Annotated in this window: 16 protein-coding genes; 3 read left to right on the top strand and 13 right to left on the bottom strand. The window is 33.6% G+C overall.

Features of this window, described 5'->3' with window-relative positions; genetic code table 11:
• Positions 1–39 precede the first annotated feature (39 nt).
• A complete protein-coding gene (locus ABD077_RS19650; RefSeq protein WP_343913943.1) occupies positions 40–3,261 on the top strand; it encodes a M36 family metallopeptidase in 3,222 nt (1,073 codons plus the stop codon).
• A gap of 40 nt (positions 3,262–3,301) precedes the next feature.
• On the opposite strand, the gene ABD077_RS19655 is transcribed toward ABD077_RS19650, so the two are convergent.
• Positions 3,302–4,177, bottom strand: a complete 876-nt coding sequence (locus ABD077_RS19655) for a hypothetical protein (protein ID WP_343913944.1) — start codon at positions 4,175–4,177, stop codon at positions 3,302–3,304.
• A gap of 164 nt (positions 4,178–4,341) precedes the next feature.
• On the opposite strand from ABD077_RS19655, the gene ABD077_RS19660 reads away from it, so the two are divergent.
• Positions 4,342–6,603, top strand: a complete 2,262-nt coding sequence (locus ABD077_RS19660) for a fibronectin type III domain-containing protein (RefSeq protein ID WP_343913945.1) — start codon at positions 4,342–4,344, stop codon at positions 6,601–6,603.
• A 189-nt stretch (positions 6,604–6,792) separates the two neighbouring features.
• Complete coding sequence (locus tag ABD077_RS19665; protein ID WP_343913946.1) at positions 6,793–7,185, top strand: hypothetical protein; 393 nt, start codon at positions 6,793–6,795, stop codon at positions 7,183–7,185.
• 105 nt (positions 7,186–7,290) lie between these two features.
• On the opposite strand, the gene ABD077_RS19670 is transcribed toward ABD077_RS19665, so the two are convergent.
• The 12 genes from ABD077_RS19670 to ABD077_RS19725 form a co-directional block, all read right to left on the bottom strand.
• The gene (locus ABD077_RS19670; RefSeq protein WP_343913947.1) at positions 7,291–7,926 is read right to left on the bottom strand and encodes a response regulator; all 636 of its coding nucleotides are present in this window, start codon (positions 7,924–7,926) and stop codon (positions 7,291–7,293) included.
• Complete coding sequence (locus tag ABD077_RS19675) at positions 7,923–9,863, bottom strand: tetratricopeptide repeat-containing sensor histidine kinase (protein WP_343913948.1); 1,941 nt, start codon at positions 9,861–9,863, stop codon at positions 7,923–7,925. The genes ABD077_RS19670 and ABD077_RS19675 overlap by 4 nt, the downstream gene beginning before the upstream one ends.
• Before the next feature lie 53 nt (positions 9,864–9,916).
• Entirely contained in the window at positions 9,917–10,798 is an 882-nt protein-coding gene (locus ABD077_RS19680; protein WP_343913949.1) for a hypothetical protein, read from the bottom strand.
• Between the two features lie 16 nt (positions 10,799–10,814).
• Positions 10,815–11,756: a leucine-rich repeat domain-containing protein gene (locus ABD077_RS19685; RefSeq protein WP_343913950.1), complete on the bottom strand. Its 942-nt coding sequence runs from the start codon at positions 11,754–11,756 to the stop codon at positions 10,815–10,817.
• Between the two features lie 29 nt (positions 11,757–11,785).
• Positions 11,786–12,256 (bottom strand): hypothetical protein, encoded by a 471-nt coding sequence (locus ABD077_RS19690; RefSeq protein ID WP_343913951.1) that lies wholly within the window; start codon positions 12,254–12,256, stop codon positions 11,786–11,788.
• Positions 12,257–12,368: 112 nt separating this feature from the next.
• On the bottom strand, positions 12,369–12,836 hold the full coding sequence (locus ABD077_RS19695; protein WP_343913952.1) for a hypothetical protein: 468 nt from the start codon (positions 12,834–12,836) through the stop codon (positions 12,369–12,371).
• A 54-nt stretch (positions 12,837–12,890) separates the two neighbouring features.
• Positions 12,891–14,072 carry a fibronectin type III domain-containing protein gene (locus ABD077_RS19700; protein WP_343913953.1) on the bottom strand — a complete coding sequence of 394 codons (1,182 nt, stop codon included), beginning with the start codon at positions 14,070–14,072 and terminating at the stop codon, positions 12,891–12,893.
• Between the two features lie 134 nt (positions 14,073–14,206).
• Positions 14,207–15,421, bottom strand: a complete 1,215-nt coding sequence (locus ABD077_RS19705) for a bifunctional alpha/beta hydrolase/OsmC family protein (protein WP_343913954.1) — start codon at positions 15,419–15,421, stop codon at positions 14,207–14,209.
• A 129-nt stretch (positions 15,422–15,550) separates the two neighbouring features.
• The gene (locus tag ABD077_RS19710; protein WP_343913955.1) at positions 15,551–16,267 is read right to left on the bottom strand and encodes a DUF547 domain-containing protein; all 717 of its coding nucleotides are present in this window, start codon (positions 16,265–16,267) and stop codon (positions 15,551–15,553) included.
• Positions 16,268–16,610: 343 nt separating this feature from the next.
• Positions 16,611–17,183 carry a cysteine hydrolase family protein gene (locus ABD077_RS19715; RefSeq protein WP_343913956.1) on the bottom strand — a complete coding sequence of 191 codons (573 nt, stop codon included), beginning with the start codon at positions 17,181–17,183 and terminating at the stop codon, positions 16,611–16,613.
• Positions 17,184–17,188: 5 nt separating this feature from the next.
• Entirely contained in the window at positions 17,189–17,866 is a 678-nt protein-coding gene (locus tag ABD077_RS19720; protein WP_343913957.1) for a DUF2490 domain-containing protein, read from the bottom strand.
• A gap of 18 nt (positions 17,867–17,884) precedes the next feature.
• Positions 17,885–19,843 (bottom strand): S9 family peptidase, encoded by a 1,959-nt coding sequence (locus ABD077_RS19725; protein ID WP_343913958.1) that lies wholly within the window; start codon positions 19,841–19,843, stop codon positions 17,885–17,887.
• Between the last annotated feature and the right edge of the window lie 8 nt (positions 19,844–19,851).

The raw sequence follows: 19,851 nt of genomic DNA on the forward strand, positions 1-19,851 counted from the left end.
TTTGTTAACTTTATTTAACACAAATTCAAATTTATACATATGAGAAAAATGTACTCGTTTGTCTTACTAACATTACTAGTAGGGCAGGCAATGTTTGCACAAAGCATTATGGATGGTATTGTTAAAAACCATCTTAACGGAAAGACTGCAAAGTCGGCACTCACAGTGGACGATGTTTCTGAGTGGAGAGTAACGGATATAGTTCCTTCTTTAAACCCTGCGATTCAACACGTTTATGTCGAGCAGCTTCACAACAACATTCCTATTCAGTATGCAACGTATAAACTTACTGTAAAGAATGGACAAGAAGTAACTTGGGAAATAGACCAATTTGTAAAGGATGTTAAGACCAAAGTAAATTCTGCAAAAGCGTCTTTATCTCCGGAGGCAGCAATTATGAATGTGGCTAAAGCTCATAACCTTAGTACTCCTAGATTAACCAAATCTAATAGGAAAGTTAAAGGAGATTGGGTGTATGAAAATTCTGGAATTTCATTAGAGCCTATTAAAGCTAAGCAAGTTTACGTTAAAAAGGATGATCAATTGATACTTACTTGGAAAGTTAGTCTGTATGAAAAAGATGGTCAACATTGGTGGAATGAAAATGTAGATGCTACTACAGGTGAAGTTATACACAGAGAAGATTGGGTAATCTCTTGTAATTTTGGAGATTCAAATCATGCGGCTCATGATCATGACAGCCATAATCATGGAAAATCTGTACTTTTCGGGGCAGATATTCCAACTGCACCTACAGAAGCTGAAGCAAAGGCTATGGCTTCGTTTGCACCAGATTCCTATAACGTTTATCCGCTTCCTGTAGAATCTCCAATTCATGGAGGTCGTTCTATTATAACTGATCCTGCGGATGCAACGGCTTCTCCTTTTGGATGGCATGATACAAACGGTAGTGCGGGAGCGGAGTTTACGATTACTCGAGGTAACAACGTTTGGGCACAAGATGATAGTAACGGGAATAATGGAACTGGGTTTGCTCCAGATGCAGGAGCTAGTTTAGATTTTGATTACCCAGTAAATTTGAGTCAGCAACCAAGTACGTATAGAGAAGCTGCAATAACCAATCTGTTCTATTGGAACAATGTTATTCATGATATTTTCTATCAGTATGGTTTTGACGAAGCTAGTGGTAATTTCCAAGAGAATAACTACGGACGTGGAGGAGCAGGAGGAGATTCTGTAAATGCAGATGCTCAAGATGGTAGTGGAACAAACAATGCTAATTTCTCTACGCCTGGAGATGGAGGAAATCCACGTATGCAAATGTTCTTATGGAATCAAACGAATCCAGGAAGAGATGGAGATTTTGATAATGTAATAATAGTACACGAGTACGGACATGGAATTTCTATCAGATTAGTAGGAGGACCAAGTTCTAATGTACTTGGAGGTTCTGAACAAATGGGAGAAGGATGGTCTGATTACTTTGGATTAATGCTTACCATGAAAGCAGGAGACGTTGGTACAGATGGAAGAGGTGTAGGTTCTTATGTATTAGGTCAGGCACCAGATGGAGCTGGAATTCGACCAACAAGATATTCCATAGATAGATCGATAAATAATACAGATTATGCTGATATAGGTGGGCTAGCTAGACCGCATGGAGTAGGATATGCATTTGCTACGATTTTATGGGATATGACATGGTTACTAATAGACGCGGAAGGATTTGATCCAGATTTCTATAATGGAACTGGAGGAAATAACATAGCATTAGCTTTAGTAACGGAAGGATTAAAAAATACGGCTAATAACCCTGGTTTCGTTTCTGGTAGAGATGGAATTCTTCAGGCAGATCAAGATTTATACGGAGGTCAGTATGAGTGTTTAATTTGGAAAGCATTCGCAGAGCGTGGTGTTGGTCAAGGAGCTAATGAAAATAATAATGGAGGAACCAATGGTCAAACGGATCAAACAGTTTCTTTCGACAATCCTTGTGATGGTGGTGGACCTGGACCTGGTGGAGACGAGTGTTCTGGAGATATCGCTTCGTTCCCATATAGCGAAAGTTTCGAAGGATCAATAGGAGATTGGTCACAAGTAACAACAGATGACTTAGACTGGACTGTAGATTCTAATGGAACTCCTTCTAATGGAACTGGACCTAGTAGCGCTGCAGATGGAAATTCTTATATCTATGTAGAAGCTTCAGGTAACGGAACAGGATATCCTAATAAGAGAGCTATTCTAAATTCACCTTGTTTGAATTTCAGTGGATTAACTTCACCAACATTAAGCTTCCAGTACCACATGGTTGGTAGTGCAATCGGAACTTTTGCTGTTGAAGCTAGAACTGATAATACAGGAGAGTGGACTAGCGTATTTAGTAGAACAGGAGCTCAGGGAACTGACTGGAATACGGCAAATGTAGATTTATCTGCTTATGCAGGTGAAGCAAGTGTACAACTTCGTCTAAATACGGTAACTGGATCAAGCTGGCAAGGTGATGTTACGATTGATGATTTAAGCATAACGGATGGAACTACTCCTCCAGATCCAACTTGTGATTCAATAGACTTTAACGCTTTCACGATTACTTCATTCTCTAATCAGGATGCAGCAGGTAATTTCTCTATAGTAAGTGGAGGGGCTGGTTTATCATTAAGCGATAACACTTGGAAGTTTATCGCATTGAACTATACGGTTACTGCCAATACAGTAATAGAGTTTGACTTTAGTAGTACTTCGCAAGGAGAAATTCATGCAGTTGGTTTTGAAAATGATAACTCTTTAACTTCTACTAGATATTTCAAAGTACATGGTACACAGAACTATGGAGTAACAAACTTTGATAATTACTCTGGTGGAACAACTACGTATACCATTCCTGTAGGTAATTTCTATACAGGAAGTATGGATCGATTAGTATTCATTAATGATAATGATGCAGGATCTGGTAATACCTCAGTTTTCTCTAATGTGAAAATTTATGAAGGATCTTGTGGTAGTTCAGCAGTAGTAGCAGACTTCGGACCAACTACTCCGATTTTAGGAGATGAGGATGAAGAAAGTGTATCTATATTCACAATTGCTCCGAACCCATTAAAAAGAGGTGGAGTATTACAACTTTCTATGAATAATGCTAAGAGTACAAATACTACTTACTCAATCATGAATATGATAGGTCAAGTAGTTGGACAAGGAAAAGTAAGTGGTAGTCAAACTATCAATGTAGGAAACCTTGATGCAGGTATGTACTTATTAAAAGTTCAAGGAGAAACAAAGAGATTCGTAATCAAGTAGATTAGATTAATATCTTAAGTTAGTTAGAAGGCCGTTTTACTTATAAAACGGCCTTCTTCGTTTTAAACAAGGTATCGTAAGAGATTGTTTTACTATATAGAATAACTAATAAAGGCGTTAACCCATGAGGAATTCTGAATACTACTTCGTGTATATTTTGATGAATAGATTGTAATGGAAAATCCAAATAGAAATTTGCCGCAATTCGGGCTATTGCTGTTAGTAACCCCCAAATAACAGCATACCATAAAGCGTATAACTGAAGCTTAGGAATAAAAATAAGGATAGCAAGAATAAAATCAATAATACCTGCTATGTATAAAAATATAATCGCGTTTTCTTCGGAAAATCCAAGAATTTGAATAACCATATCTACAAATTTTCCTGGGATTGGATAAAAACCAAAAGCGTATAATCCATGACAGAAGAAGGTAAAAGCGATAAGAAGTTTAAGTACAAAGATGAACTTTTCTAAGTTAAATTTTTCTGAGAAACTATACAGTAGAACAAAAGGTAATCCAAATTGAATACTATGCTCAAAAAACTGTGCGGTATGATAAAATTTTTCTTTAGCCATTAATATTGTAAGTACTATTAAACTAAATCCTCCAATGAATACCGGAATTCGAAACCATTTTCTATTGGTATTTTTTATCAGAATAACAGAAATAGCAGCTATCAGATACAGTACTCCGTTGAGTTTAATAATAGCCTGTATTACACTATCGGTTTTAGCACTTGTTACGTATTCTTGCCAAGGAGTTTTAAATAGCCCTTCGATGATTGGTTTTAGGGTGGATTCATCCCAAAAAAAAGTACGATAGGGTGCATCCCAAAATAAATGTTGGTAGGCTCTACCAATAAAAATTAGAAATACACAGGTCTTAAGGAGTAGTTGAGTTTGATTACTTTTCATTTTGCAAAGTAACATAGCAGTATGTTAATAGATTGTGAAGTGATGGTTATATTTTTTCTAGGTTGAAGGTATAAAATTTAAGTATGAATTAAATATCAAGAATTATTGAGGATTTACAAATTGATACACTAAATTTGAGTAACTAACTTAATCATATTACCAAAATGAAACAACTTATTACGCTACTTTTAGTGGTTTGTGGGCTGCAACTCCATGCCTCGAATGATAAATATCGTCTAACTCTAAGAGGAAATCCGTCTACCTCAATTGTGATAGGATGGAATCAATATTCTGGCAATAATGTAAGAGTATATTATGGAACTACAGATTATGGAACTAATTATAATAGTTATCCATTTACTAAAACTCCAGATAGAACGGTTTCTTACAAAGGAATGAATAATACATTTGCCAGATTGACCGGATTACAGCCTGATACAGCATATTATTTTGTGATAAGAGATAGCCAGGGAACAAGCGAGCGTTTCTGGTTTAAAACAGCCCCAGCGGATAAAAGTAGATTGTCTTTTATTGCAGGAGGTGATTCCAGAAACAACAGAACACCAAGACAAAATGCTAATAGATTAGTGGCTAAACTAAAACCTCATGCAGTATTATTTGGAGGCGATATGACTGATGATGATACGAATAGTCAATGGAGAGATTGGTTTAACGATTGGCAGTTAACAATTGCATCTGATGGCAGAATGTTTCCTATTGTAGCGACCAGAGGAAATCATGAGGATAGTAATAATAGTGTTTATAATTTATTCGATACTCCATCATCAAGTGTGTATTATGCACTAACGTTTGGAGATAATCTCGTAAGAACGTATACGCTGAATACGGAGATTTCTATATCTGGTAATCAAACTACTTGGTTACGAAATGATCTGAATGCAAGTACGAATGTTACTTGGAAAATTGCACAATATCACAAACCAATGCGTCCTCATGTCTCTTACAAATCAGAAGGGTATAGCCAATATAATAACTGGGCGCAATTATTTTATGATAAAGGAGTAAGGTTAGTGGTAGAATGTGATGCACATACCGTAAAGACCACTTGGCCAGTAAGACCATCTACAGGATCAGGGAGTGATGAAGGTTTTATAAGAGATAACCAAAATGGAACAGTGTATGCCGGAGAAGGATGTTGGGGAGCTCCATTACGATCTAATAATGACAATAAAAATTGGACTAGAAATTCTGCTAGATTTAATCAATTTAAATGGATTTTTGTTGATGAAAATAAAATCGAAACGAGAACGATAAGAGTAGATAATGCTTCACAAGTTGGTTCTGTGTCTAATAATAATGTTTTTCAGATTCCTTCAAATTTAGATATATGGAACCCTTCTAATGGTAGTGTAGTTACTATCAATAAAGGAACTACTACAGATCCTGATACAGGTCGTATAGAAGTAGCGATAAGTAGCGGAAGTGACGATGTAGAAGAACGACAAAATGGAGATATGTATACCAACAGTAGTGATTTAGAACTGGTATATGATAGTCATAGTAATGCTGGGAATCAGGTGATTGGCCTTCGGTTTAGATCTTTAGCATTACCAAAAGATGTAACCATTACAAACGCCTATTTGCAATTTACAGCAGATGAGAGTAATAGTGCTAATGCAGAATTAGAAATTGCTCTACATGATAGCAGTAATTCTTCAGCATTCAGTACAAGTGATTATAATGTTTCGAATAGAGCTTTATTTTCAAGTAAAGTAGTTTGGAATCCAAGTTCTTGGTCTAGCAACCAGAGTGGTTCTGGACAGCGAACTCCGAACTTGAAAAATATGGTGCAGCAATTGGTTAATAAAAACAACTGGTCTTCGGGGAACAATGCTACTTTTATTATCAGGGGAATAGGAGTAAGTTTAACTAATACTTCTGCAAAAAGAGTTGCGGATTCTTACGAAGGAGGAGCCAGCAAAGCCGCAAGATTAGTTGTAGAATATAGTACGGATGGAGGAACAGATCCAGTAGATATTTGTTTAGGAATTGCTCCTTGGCAAAGTGGAATTAGCTATTCTGTTGGTGATAAAGTGACTTATCTAGGATATTTGTATGAAAGGACTGCATCGGGTTGGACAAACCTTGGTGCCTGTGGTACGACAAGAAGTGCTACTGAGACTTCTAAACTTATATTTCCTCCGCTAGAAGATGATATGACTTTTAATATACATCCTAATCCTTTCCAGGATGAGATTTATATTACGACGTCTAAAAAAATAGATCATAAATATCAAATTAAGGTATATGATTTGGGAGGAAAAGTCATGTATAATAAGGAATTAAATAGTAATTCCGGAGATACGATGATTATAAATAATATACAACAATCTGGAATCTATATACTATCCATAAGTGATGATCATGGAAAAATCATAAGAACACAACGATTGGTAAAAAAGTAGTGTTTATCAATACATCGAAGATGTTTACAAACCACTAACCTATATGGATTAGTGGTTTTTGTTTTTCCGTTGAGAAATCTTAGCCATATTATTACTAATTATATTATATAACATTTTGATAATCATTAGATAATCGATATTGAAACTTTAATAAAGAACTTTGTAGGAAACTCTTAAACCAAAACTACCATGAAACTACTAAAGTACATTACATTGATATTTATAGGTTGCTTTTTTGTGTCCTGTGAAACTGAGCAGGTAATAGATCAGACCATAGCAATTGAAGAAAAAAGTGATGTTCGTTTTGATGTGATTATAAAATTGGTAGATGAATGGTCTGGGCAAGAAATTCCTGCAAGTACCTTACCTGGTTATGGTGCTACCAATCTTGAAACAGGAGCAATTTATTTTGATTCCAGATATGAAGTTGGACTGTTCGAAAGTCTTCCTGTAGGAACCTATCGATTCGATGCACGTGATGGGTATTTTGATGGAGCCTCTTCAGCGATTGTAGAAGTAAGTGGAGAAAATGAAACTCCAGAAGGTTGGATCGAAGTAACACTACGATATTGGTCAGAATAAAGACCTAAAGATTTTTTATACTTTTCATAATGGAAAAAGGGAAGCGTGAGTCCTGTATAGCTTCCCTTTTTGTTTTTAAGTTTATGATAAATTAGGTGCTGGAATCTATAACAATCCTTTTTCAATAGCTTTTTTGATGATACCAACACTGTTTTTTGCTCCTAGTTTGCTCATGATATTCATGCGATGGGTTTCGATTGTCTTTACACTTACAAATAGTTTTTCAGAAATCTCTTGTGTAGTTAATTCTTCGGCAATCGCTTCCAATACTTCTTTTTCTCGTCTGGTCAGTTTTACTAAAAAGCCTTTGTTTGTCTGCATGCCCAAAGATTCATTGAGTAATTTTTTCTCTATATCTCTTTGAATGTATTTTCCGTTTTCCAAGACAACTTTAAATGCAGATAAAAGCTCTAATTTATCTGTGTTTTTTAATAAATACCCATCTGCGCCATTACTGAGCATTCGTTTTATAAAAGAAACTTCATCGTAATTAGAAATAGCAATGATCTTTAATTTGGTATGTAGTTGCTTTAATTTTTTGCAAAGTTGTATGCCATTAATGTCAGGTAAATTAATATCCAGTAATAAGATGTCTGGTTGGTCAGTTCCAATAGATTCTAGGGTCTGAGCGCCGTTATTGTAAAGTCCAACAATAGTAACTTCGTTTACACCTTCGAGCATTGTTTGAATACCTTGTAATACAATTTGATGATCATCTGTTATGGCGATTTTGGTGGTCATGCTAATTTTTTGGTATTAATATCAATTACATAAGATGTTCCTTGTTCATCAGAAGTGACATCCAGTTTTCCATTTAAATAGGTTATTCTAGAGTTAATGTTTTGAAGTCCTATTCCTTCTATATTGGTTTCGGAAGTGTCAAACCCTATTCCATTATCTTCAACCGTAAGTTGTATAGTGTTATTTTCCTGATAACTTAATTGTACGTGTATTTCTGATCCTTGAGAATGTTTCAAGCTATTATTTACTAATTCTTGTACAATCCTAAAGATATTAACTTCAGCTTTCTTTGGAATCTCTATTACAGAACCTACTGTCTGAAAAGAAACTTCTATATCCTGAATGCTATTAGTAGTACTGCAATAATCCTGTAAGGTTTCTACCAAACTAAAGTTTTGCAGGGCAGGAGGAACTAGATTATGGGAAATGGCTCTTACTTGTTCGCAGGATTTATCTATCATGGCCACAGCTTCATGAATGACTTTGTTATTTCTTTCCAGTAATGAAGTGAGTTTATATTTTATAGCAGATAAATCTACGTTTACTCCATCATGTAATTCTTTTGCCAATCGTAAGCGTTCTTTTTCTTCACCTTCTATCAATGATTCTAGAGTTTTTACCTGTTGTTCTCTTTTAAGGGTTAAAATCTCTTGATCTTTTCGTTTTTGGCGTTGTTGATATACAAACCAGATTAAAATTGAAGTCAATAGTAGAAAAATAGCTAATCCTGCCATTATTAAGTTTTGGGATTGTTGTTTTTGAATCTTAGCTTCCTGGGATTTTAATTCTAATTGTTGCTTTGTGATTTCTTTGTCCTTTTTTTCGGTTTCATATTTAACATCTAGGTCATTGAGTTTTTCTTTTAACTCAAGACTTTCTAAACTATCTTTTCTGGTATAATATTGATGTAATAATTCATTTGCTTTTTGATGGTTTCCACGCTTAGTTTCAATGGTACTTAGATAGAAATACATTAAATTCTCGTTAGAAACTGTTTTATTTTCTCTAAATATCTCAAGAGCTTCCTTTATATATCTTTCTGCTTTATCTAATTTGTTGGTTTCTATATAAACATTTCCTAAGTCGGATAATGAACCACCAATAGCAGATTTATTATTCATTTTCCTTCTTAAAACTAGTGCTTTTTTCAGGTATTCTTCTGCTTTTGTGAAATCTTTATTTTTAGAATAAATCATGCCAATGTTTCTATATTGGTATGATTTTACTCTGGTGTTATTTGTTTTTTCTGCAATACCCAAAGATTTTTTAAAATAGCCTAACGCTTTCGAAGTACTATCCTGTTTCATAGAAACCAAACCCAAACCGTTGTATACAATAGATAATAAGGTAGAATCTTTTTCTGCTATCGCAATATTTGCAGCACTTATATGATATTCTTTGGCTTTGTTATACTGACTCGTATTCTTATAAATAACTCCAATAGCGTTTAGTATTTTTGCTTTTTGGAGTTGCATGTCTTTCATATTCTCTATATACGATATAGCTTTGAGGTATGTAGATAAGGCTTGCTCTTTTTTATCCTGATACACTTGAACCGTTGCTAATTGATAAATAGATTTTACAAATTCAACACTGTCCTTTGTTTTATTGGTGTATGCCAAGTATTTTTCAATAAAGTTTTCAGCTTTACTATAATCTCCTTTCATTCTATTTAGAACCCCGTTATTATACACGGCGTTCATCTTCATTTTTTCATCATTTTCTTTATTACTTAAAGCGAATAAGGAATCATTATACTTCTCAGAGGTCACAATATCTATATTAACCAGAGCGCGTGATAATTGGTTATAGAATTTCATTTTAACTGTAGTGGTGGGATTCATCCTTAATTCATTCTGAATACTGTCTATGATTTTATTTTGAGAAAATCCAGAAGAAAGAAATAGGAATAATAGTATTCGTAGTGTGCCTTTCATAAATGATAAGATGTAATTCAATAAAGATAATTTATAAATCATTTATAAATGAGTTAATTACATTTTAAATTTAATCGATAATATCTTGTGTTATCTAAATAAGTACCACCATCTTCGCCATAAGTAACATGATAGTATCTGGACTCTCCATTATTGTAGTGCAAATACAAAAATACTTTTCCTGCTTCATCCTTAAATTCCCATTCGCCCTGATTATCTTGAGTGCCTCCGCTATATCCATGTGCATTTTCGCTTTCTACAGAAACATTAGAACCTCCATAATACATAAATGTACCAGATGCACATAAGTCTATAATTCTGGTAACGCTATAACTGCCGCTCAAACCACCAACACCACCAGGAGAGAATGTATTCTTTTCATGCTTCAGTCTTTTTCCACTTAACTCACGTTTACATATGGATGCATTGAAGCTTTCGTTTACTTTGGGTTTGGTAAGCTTTAAACTATTTTTTATTTTCAAAAGAGTGCTTTTATGCACATCCGAAAAATCATTTGTTCTTGTCATGATCATGGCTGTTACACCATAACCATTAGGATTAAGACAACCATACGCCAATACTTTTACAGCTTGTCCATCAGCAGTTCCGGTATAATAGCGTTTTACATAATTGGTTTTTACTTCGATGTTATTTTCTGGGGTAAGAGAAATTCCTTCTTCTACTATGTTTTTAGAAAATTCCTCTTTAAGCGAATTAATTGTTTTTAGTTCGTTTACAATAAGCATAACGAGTCCGGTTTCGGTTTGAGATTGCATGGCATATCCATCATTCATCTCTTTGCCAAACCATCCATTAGGAATCGTAAACTGTACTCCATATTCTGGATATTGAACAATTCCCGTTTGTAATTGCTGAGCGTTTAAAATATTGATCATTATTATTAAAAATAAAGAAGTTATGAATCTAGTTTTCATTAGTAGTTAGTTTTAGTTATTGGCAGACCACATAGGAGTCGAAGTTGATAACAGTTCCATTTTGTGTTTCTAAATCACAAACACTTTGAGGAATAGTTGTAATTTGATTATCGGTGATGTCCAGATTTTCAAGTTGTTGTAAATATTTCCATTGCGAAGGAATTGAAGTTAGCTTGTTACTGTTCAGTCTTAGTTCTTTTAAGGTTTTTCGCTTTCCTAAATATTGATTAGAACTTGTGCTGATAATCTGGTTTCTATCTAAAAACAGTTTTTTAAGTTGTTTTAAACCAGAAATGTTTACGGGAATAGTTGTGATTTGATTCCTAGCAAGATTTAACTCTTCAAGTTTTTCTAATTTGTAAATGTTATCAGGAATGGTATTGATCTCATTCCAAAAAAAGTTAAGTCCTACTAAATTTTCTATCTCTAATACTGCTTCTGGTATGTTTTGAAATTCATTAAATGAAAGTGATAACCATCTTAGATGCTCCAATTTGTTGAAGTTCGATGGTAAAGTAGATAATTGATTAAAGCTAACATCTAAGTGTTGTAAATTGGTAAGTTTCCCTATTGCATTGGGCAAAGTATCAATATTATTACTTCCAATAAATAATTGGGTTAAAGACGTTAAGTAATGTATTTGAGAAGGTAAAATGTCTAAATTCTTGTCTTGAAGATTTAGAATTATAATTTGACCTGCTGGATTTGTAATTACTCCAGAAAAATTATTGATATCCGTTGCGTAAAAATCAGTTTCGTTAAATACCCAACTCAAAGAATTAGTTGGATTTTGTTTATCTATTGTATATAATACTTTAAGCTGAATTTTAAGATAATCATCATTATCTGATTTTAAATCATTATTGTAAACACTGTTGGATGGTAAATCTTCTTGTTCGGAACAACTAATAAGTAGTAAAGACATTAGAAAAACGAATCTAAATATGGATGTTTTCATAATCATTATTATTTGTTGTGATTTTGTTTTTAAAGTTTGGTCAGATGTAGAATTTCTGGTGGGTTATTACTCACACGTTCTTCAAATTCTATAGTAGTTCCATTATCCTTAATAGCAGTAACGATCCATTCTTCTATAAGATCTGTAAGTAGATTGTTTACTATTGTTGATGAACTATCTTCTCTAAAAGAGATATCAACTATAGTATATGTTTGACCGTTAATTTCGTCACTAAATAAGTCGTATTCTCCATCGATATTTAAATCTTCTACTTCTGCTTCTACATCATCAATCGCGTTAAATAGAAAGCGGAATTCTTCATAATCCGAGGTTTTATCTATTTGGTTTTCGAAATAACTGATTACCCAGGTTCCGCTAAGTTGTTCTTTGGTTAGTGTTGGAGGAGGAGTATTAGAATTTATAATGTCATCATCATTACTGCAACTTAAAACCAAGATAATTACTAATGTAGCAGTGATTCTTTTAAAAATGTTTTTCATCTTTTTGTGTTTTATTTTTCTTCAATTGTAAGATGAAATTCGCCAATAATTATTTTGCCGGGTATCACCTTATTGTTATGGTCCATTTTATGATATAAAGTTTGTTTTTGGATTACTCATTGATATTGGTAATTCTTTCAAGATGTAATACTTCTAGATCAAATTGTGGATTGAGTGCTTTTTCAAATTCTATTTTTGAAGCATCTAAGAACACTTGTTTTACAGTCCAGTTGCCACGTATGTTTTCTAAAACTTCATGGGCATCATCAGTAATGTCTAATCCAATCTGTAGTTGCCAAACTCTCTCGGAATCTATTTCGAATGGATCTACTTCATAGCTACCAAGTGTAGTAGCCTCCTCATTGAATGCTCGTAGCGCCGCTGATTCTCCATCAAATTCTAATAAAATATCAATTCCGTCATAGCTTATATTCCGAACTTGATTTTGATATAAGCTGATACGCCATACACCTTGTAATTGTTCTGGTGAGAATGGAATAATTTCTTCGTCATCATCACTGCTACAGCTGCATAGCAATACAAATAGATAGATGCTTAAAATTTTCGTCAGTGTTTTCATTGTTTTCTAATTATAAAATTTGATTGTTTTGTAAAGATGTGGGTAGTTGATTGCTTATTCTTGGTAAACCCATTTAGGGAAAAGGGATATATCGTTTACCGAATATTTTGCAGAAATAGGATAACCAGATTCGTTGTATTCGTACGCTATATTGAATTCGATATTTAGGTCTCCATTTCTATAATCTTGTAAATTGATTATATTATGATTTCCTCTCACAAATTGAATTCCATATCCATCGATATTAAAAGTACCAACTCGAAAAGACCTATACTCTCTCGGGACAGAAAATAGGGTTGGGATGTTAAATTGAAACTGCTCTTTGATGATGGGTGTCCAGGGATTTTTTTTGTTGTCATAGGCATAAACCTGTCTACGTGATGTTTCATAGGTGATACCTTCGTTATCACTAGTTTGAAATGTGCGCTCCACTAAATTTCCAACATTATCATAGGATAATAACCATCTGTAAAAAGTCAATTGAACTCCATCTGTATTATCGGAGGTATGTCTCCTTTCAAAGTGTAGCACGGTAAGATTTCCTGAAGTGTCATAGGTGTAATTCATTTTGGATACACCGACATAATTATTATCTCCGGTTCTGAGGATGTTAAGTTCGCGTATACGATCTTGATCATCATAAAGAAATTTTAAATCTCCTTTGCCAGTTCCATCACTAACTTTGGTGAGTAGTCCATTAAAATTATATGTATATGTGGTATTACCTATTGATGATAAACGACCCTTATCGTCATAAACCATTGTATTAGTAACACTTTGAAAACTTTGTACTGATTGTACTAATACATTATTACTATCATATTCGTATAGAAAATTATTATCCGAACCATTATCAGATTCAAAAAATAATAGTTTCATATAATCGGTCTTGAAGGTAAATGGTACTTCTATTTCATTTCCGTTACCATCATTGGCAATGATGCTACCTTGATACTCTCGATCGTATAAAAGGTCATCTATGATAAAACTGGTTGTATTTTGTGAAATGATTGGAGTGTTTTCCAACAGTACAGTATATTCTATAGTATCATTTTCTGGATCTTCCGCATTTGTCCAGTTTAACTGGGCTGTGTTTTTATCAATTGCTATATTGATCGTAAATGCCGTTGGCGGTTGATTTTCGATAGAAACCCCTTCGGTTGAGTCATCATTACTGCAGCTTAGTATAAACAGTAGTAGAATAAATAAGTTGGAAATTTTAATGCTATTCCTCATCGTTACATAGTTTATTATTTACTTCTGCAAGCTATAATGATAGCATCTAAAAAAGGTAAGGGCATACCTTGATTTATAAAAATCAGGGTATACCCTTAGATGTATAAAGTACTAGAATATCGGATTATTCCATGTTACGATATCAGTTTAGTAATTACTCGTGTTTCTGTATGTAAGGTTTTGTGTACTGGACATTTATCAGCTATCTGAAGAATTCTAGCGATTTGTTTTTCATCTAAATCACCCTCCAATTTAATTTCTCGATCAAACGTATCAATTTTGGCCGTTGGATCCTCACAATTCTCACAATCGTCTATATGCCTTCTATCATAACTGGTGTGGACTTCTACATTTTTTAGGTCCCATCCTTTTCGCGAAACGTACATCTTAATGGTCATTGCCGTACAGGCGGATAATCCTGCAGAAACTAATTCATATGGAGAAGGTCCAAAATCATTACCACCGACACTTTCTGGTTCATCAGCTACCATATAGTGATTCCCTACTTTCATCTGAGTAGTATATCCTTTATCATTTCCGAGGCTGACTACTACCTGATGTGTACTCTTTAGTTTAGGTTCTTCAGGAATGTCAATGTATCTAGATGACCAACCTGCAATTACATTTCCTACATATATAGAATCTTCTTTACGCATTAGTAAATGATCGGCACCGTCTAGGGTAACGAAGCTTTTAGGATGTTTTGCAGCGTGATATATCTCTTCTGCATTTTTGATACCTACCGTAGTGTCTTGTGGAGAATGCAACACCAGTAAAGCTTTATTTAGGTTTTTTGCTACTGTGGCCAATGATTTTGTTTCTAAATCATCTAAGAACTGTTTTTTAATGGTGAAATCTCTTCCACTCAAATTGATGACAGCTTTTCCATTGGCTTCAATTTCGTCTAATCCACTGCGTAATAAATGCTGTACGTGTGTGGGATCTGATGGAGCACCAATGGTAGCCACCGCTTTGATAGCATTAAGTTTGGAAGCAGCGAATATTGCTGCAGCTCCTCCTAAAGAATGACCAATAAGTAAGGAAGGAGCTTGATAATTTTCTGTGAGAAAGTCTGCAGCAGCTACTAGATCTTCTACATTTCCAGAAAAATTAGTATCTGCAAAGTCACCTTCACTTTCTCCTAATCCAGTAAAGTCAAATCTAAGAACACCAAAACCTTGAGAGGTTAACGCCCTACTGATATTACGAACGGCACCTAAGTTTTTATTACAAGTAAAACAATGTGCAAAAAGTGCAAAATTATGTGGATGTTGATCTGCAGGAAGTTCTAAACGACCAGAAAGGACCTGCCCTTCAGTGTTAGTAAAAGAAATTTTAGAAAGACTCATTGAAATGTTGTTTTTCTAAATGTCGAAATTTTTGGTTGTTTCTAACTTTTTCGGCGGGTTAAAAATGTGTTAACGTTTATTTTTGGGTGATCAATACAAGTAAATTTTCAATTGACTATAAATATATAATTATTCTTGTTCATTCAGACTCCAATCATATTCCAGATAAGCTATTTTAGATGATTTTTGAATTTTCTCCTTAGCATATTGGTTTACATAATTTTTTATATCTCCGTTATTAAAGTCCTTGGCATACCATTCAAATACTTTTGATAGTTTAACATCATCATTAGCTACCAAATTCTTAGAAGGATCATTTATATATTCGATGGTTTTCTCTTCTAGTGCTTGAGTAATATTTCTACTCGTGTAGGCTCTATTCCATAGTTTTGGAGATGAGGTGGCAGCGCAATTAAGAAGAAAATGAATTCTTGGTTCATCCATTTTTCTTAGCACTTTATGTTCTATATCATCTAAACTATATTCTTTATTATTAATTGTTATGGATTTTTTCTTCCAAGGATTTTCTAGATCATTAATGGATTTAATAGGATAATGATCTATGACCATTTTCATAACTACAGCATTATATAGGTTTACCCAATAAGCAAGTTTTTCTGTAGTTTCTGCGCTTTCCGCTGGATAGTTAGTAGATAGAGATTTAAAGTATTTATCGAATAAAAACTTATCTCTAATAAAACCCTTGTAATCGACTTTGCCTTCGTTGGATACATTAAGCAACAAAAGCTGATCCCATACCATATGATCGATATGATTTTTTTGAGCCTGTACATCAGTAATAAAACTGAATAAAGTTAAGACAGCGAATATTAGAAATTTTTTCATAACAAAACTGTATTAGATTTAGGGGAATTTATAACTTAAATTGTTTTAATTACGGTTATACCGTAAAATTATAAAATTATATCGATAAAAAGCAAAATTTAACGATAAAAATACAAAAATTTATGATTTTAACATTTTAAACGATTGCCGCATATAGATGTTTGGTGGGAAATAGATGTATTTTTGATGTAGAAAAATCACCTTTTTTATCCAGAGTTTACGCATGAATAAATGAATCACTGTTTTATAACTCTTTTAAGTATCTGGTATATTATTTTTTCAGTTTAGTATTAATATTTAAATAAAAGATAAACTAGGAAAATATAAAATTAACTTAAAAAACTTAATCAAAAGTAGTTAGTAAATTCTCTGTCTTTAGTACCGTTGCAAATTCATCTTTTAGATTTGCAATTTCAATATCATGAACCATTTGAGCACTATACCTTTCTCCATTAAAACCTATTTTGTCAAAAGCAGCAACACCATCTTCAATAAGGAATACTTTAAAACCAAAGTTAGAAGCCATTCTTGTACTTGTAGACACGCAATGCTCTGTAGTAAGTCCAACAATTACTAATGTATCAATCTTGTTATTGGTTAATTGTGCTCTAAGGTCTGTTCTTATAAAGGCACTGTTTACATCTTTTTCTATGATTGGTTCATGAGCAAAAGGCTGGATAAAATCTTGAAAATCATTCCCGGATTTACCTTTTGCCAGAGGAGAGTCAGGGTTTGTAGAACAATGTTTTACGTGATATATCGGAAGTTCTTCAGATCTCCATTTATGTAATAATGCTTCAATATTTTTTTCTGCATTAGGATTATTTCTTTCTGTACCGTAATATCCAGGACTATTAATCCCTTTTTGAACATCTATTAATAATAGTGCTGGATTATCTTTTTTTGTAATTGTCATGATTTCTATTGCTTACTTCTAAAATCAGTATTATAGATAATACCTAGTTGTACTCTGTCAAAATTAATTCCTGTAAAGTGATTTTTTAAATATCCTACCTGAATGCTAAAGTTGGACTTTATGTTATATCCAATAGCTCCATAAAGTCTATTTTGACCAAAAATTGGCTCTTGTAAATTGATAAAAACTTCATCATAGACATTCAGAAACCATTTATCATTAAAAGGGTAGGTGAGTTGCAAACGATACCTAGCTCGATGTTCTGTAAAATCATCTGTTTGTGTACTGATAAAACGTTGTTCTAATCGGTATCTATGTTCGAATGCTACTTTTCCAACTTTATTTTTGAGAATAAATTGTTCAAAAATTCGATGTTCATTACTGTTTTCTTCACCAGGAATATCGGCAAAGGTTCCATCTGTATTAATGTATCCATATCCAATTGTAGCAATTGCATTGTCAGTAAGATGATAATTAAGTCCAGTTCGTAATAGCAATTGGTTAAAAGTGTTTGCTACTTCATAAAATCGAAACTGTGCCTCGGAATGAATACTAAGGTTATCAGTTATTCGATTTGTACCAAAATACATATACCAAGCGCCTAATTCATCTTCACCGGTATTTTGCGCATTAACTTGAGTGATACAGGCTAACAATGCAATTACTAAAATTGTTTTCTTCATAAAAATATGCTTATGCTTTTAAGAATCAGATTCTACTGTTTTTATTTCTTTTTTTCCATCATTAATGACATCTGATCCAGATCCTTTAAGGTAAGTGTTCAGAAATTTTAAAACTTTCCCGTATGCTTCAATTTGATTTTCTTTTTTTACAAAACCATGACCTTCGTCTTCAAATAAAACATACTCTACAGGTACTCCATTTTTTCTTACGCCTTCCACAATCTCATCTGATTCTACTTTCAATACTCGTGGATCTTTAGCACCTTGTAATACAATCAGTGGTTTAGTCACTTTTTCCGTATGAAACAAAGGAGAAATTTTACGTAGTCTTACAGAATCAGCCGTATTGGGATCTCCCATTTCTGTATATAAAGCATCTTTGAAAGATTCCCACCATGGCGGAATACTTTTTAAAGTTCTTAACCAATTGGTTACACCAAATATATTTACACCAACCTTAAATTCTTCGGGAGTATACGTTAACGCAGCCATTGTCATATAACCTCCATAAGAACCACCGATAATTCCAATTTTGTTAGGGTCAATGATATCTTGTTGTGCTAACCAATCTTTTCCGGCTACACAATCTTTTAGGTCTTTATCTCCATGATTTTGGTCATCCATCTTATAAAATGTCTTCCCATAACCACTACTTCCTCTATTGTTAACAGCCAAAATAGCATATCCATGATTTACCAAATACTGAATAATTGAGCTAAATCCTTGTCTTGATTGTCCTCCAGGTCCTCCATGAACCCATACCAAAGCAGGAACTTTATTGGTAGCTGATGCTTGCTTAGGTTTATAATATATTGCTGGAATTTCTAACCCATCAAAAGATTTAAAACGCACAACTTCAGATGCTACTAAATGATCTGCATTAATATCTTTATTTAATACATCCGTAAGCTGATGATATTCTTTTGTAGCTATATCATAAGAATATACATTTCTTGGTGTGCTAGAACCTGCAACATTTAGAAAAGCCATCGTTTCATCTCTAGAAAAACTAGCACTAGAGATTTCTTTATCTTTAAAGGTGGGGAAATCCATTGGTTTTCCAGTAGCCACATCTTCTACAGCCATAACTGTTTTAGCATCCTCATTGGTGAACATTACTTTGTATTTTCCGTTTCTGGTAAAGTAAAAAGAAGTGATGTCCCAATCTTTCTGAGCTACTTTTTCCTTAGTTCCGTCCTCGAGATTATACTTCATTAAATAACTAAATTCTGCACCATCATCACTGGTGTAATACAAAAATTTGTTATCTGGAGAAAAATCTTCCGGAGAGTTACCACTTAGGTTCTCATTAATCTTAGTTTTCTTACCGGTTTCAGTATTTAATACAAATAAGTCAGTGTCGTTTGTATTTACTGGTTTTAATAAAGCGATATATTTTCTATCATTAGACATACCAGCAAAATCAAATCCATCTTTATTTTCATAAATCACCTTAGACGAGAAGTCAGAAATATTCATTTCATAATGATCCATAAACTTCGGATTTCTTTCGTTACTTCCGTAAAAGAAACTTTTTCCATCTTTGGACCACCCTCTAAACAAGGCACGTACATTCTTTTCTGGAGTTAGTCTTTTAATTCCAGCGCTGTCTTTCATAAAGATTTTAAAAATTTCATCTCCATTACCATCCATTCTGAATAAAATCCTATCATCTTCTGGGAAATATGATATTCCGTATATAGACGAACTATCGGATTTAGTAACTGGGATCAATTCACCTCCTTTTACCGAGGTAGTATACATATTATAGATTCCAGAACGATTGCTGGTCATTAGCACTTTGGATTTGTCTTTTGAAAACCCATTGGCAAATGCATTTTCATTGTCCATAAACTGTTCTATAGAATACTCTTCTATTTTTAAAGATTGTGCAACATCTTGCGTTTCTTCTTTAGCTTCTTTTTTGCAGGAATAGAATAAGAGAAGTCCCATTCCCAGGGTAACGAGTTTTTTCATTGGTGAAC

Origin of the sequence: Aquimarina litoralis (assembly GCF_039523995.1) — a bacterium.
Classification (GTDB): Bacteria; Bacteroidota; Bacteroidia; order Flavobacteriales; family Flavobacteriaceae; genus Aquimarina; species Aquimarina litoralis.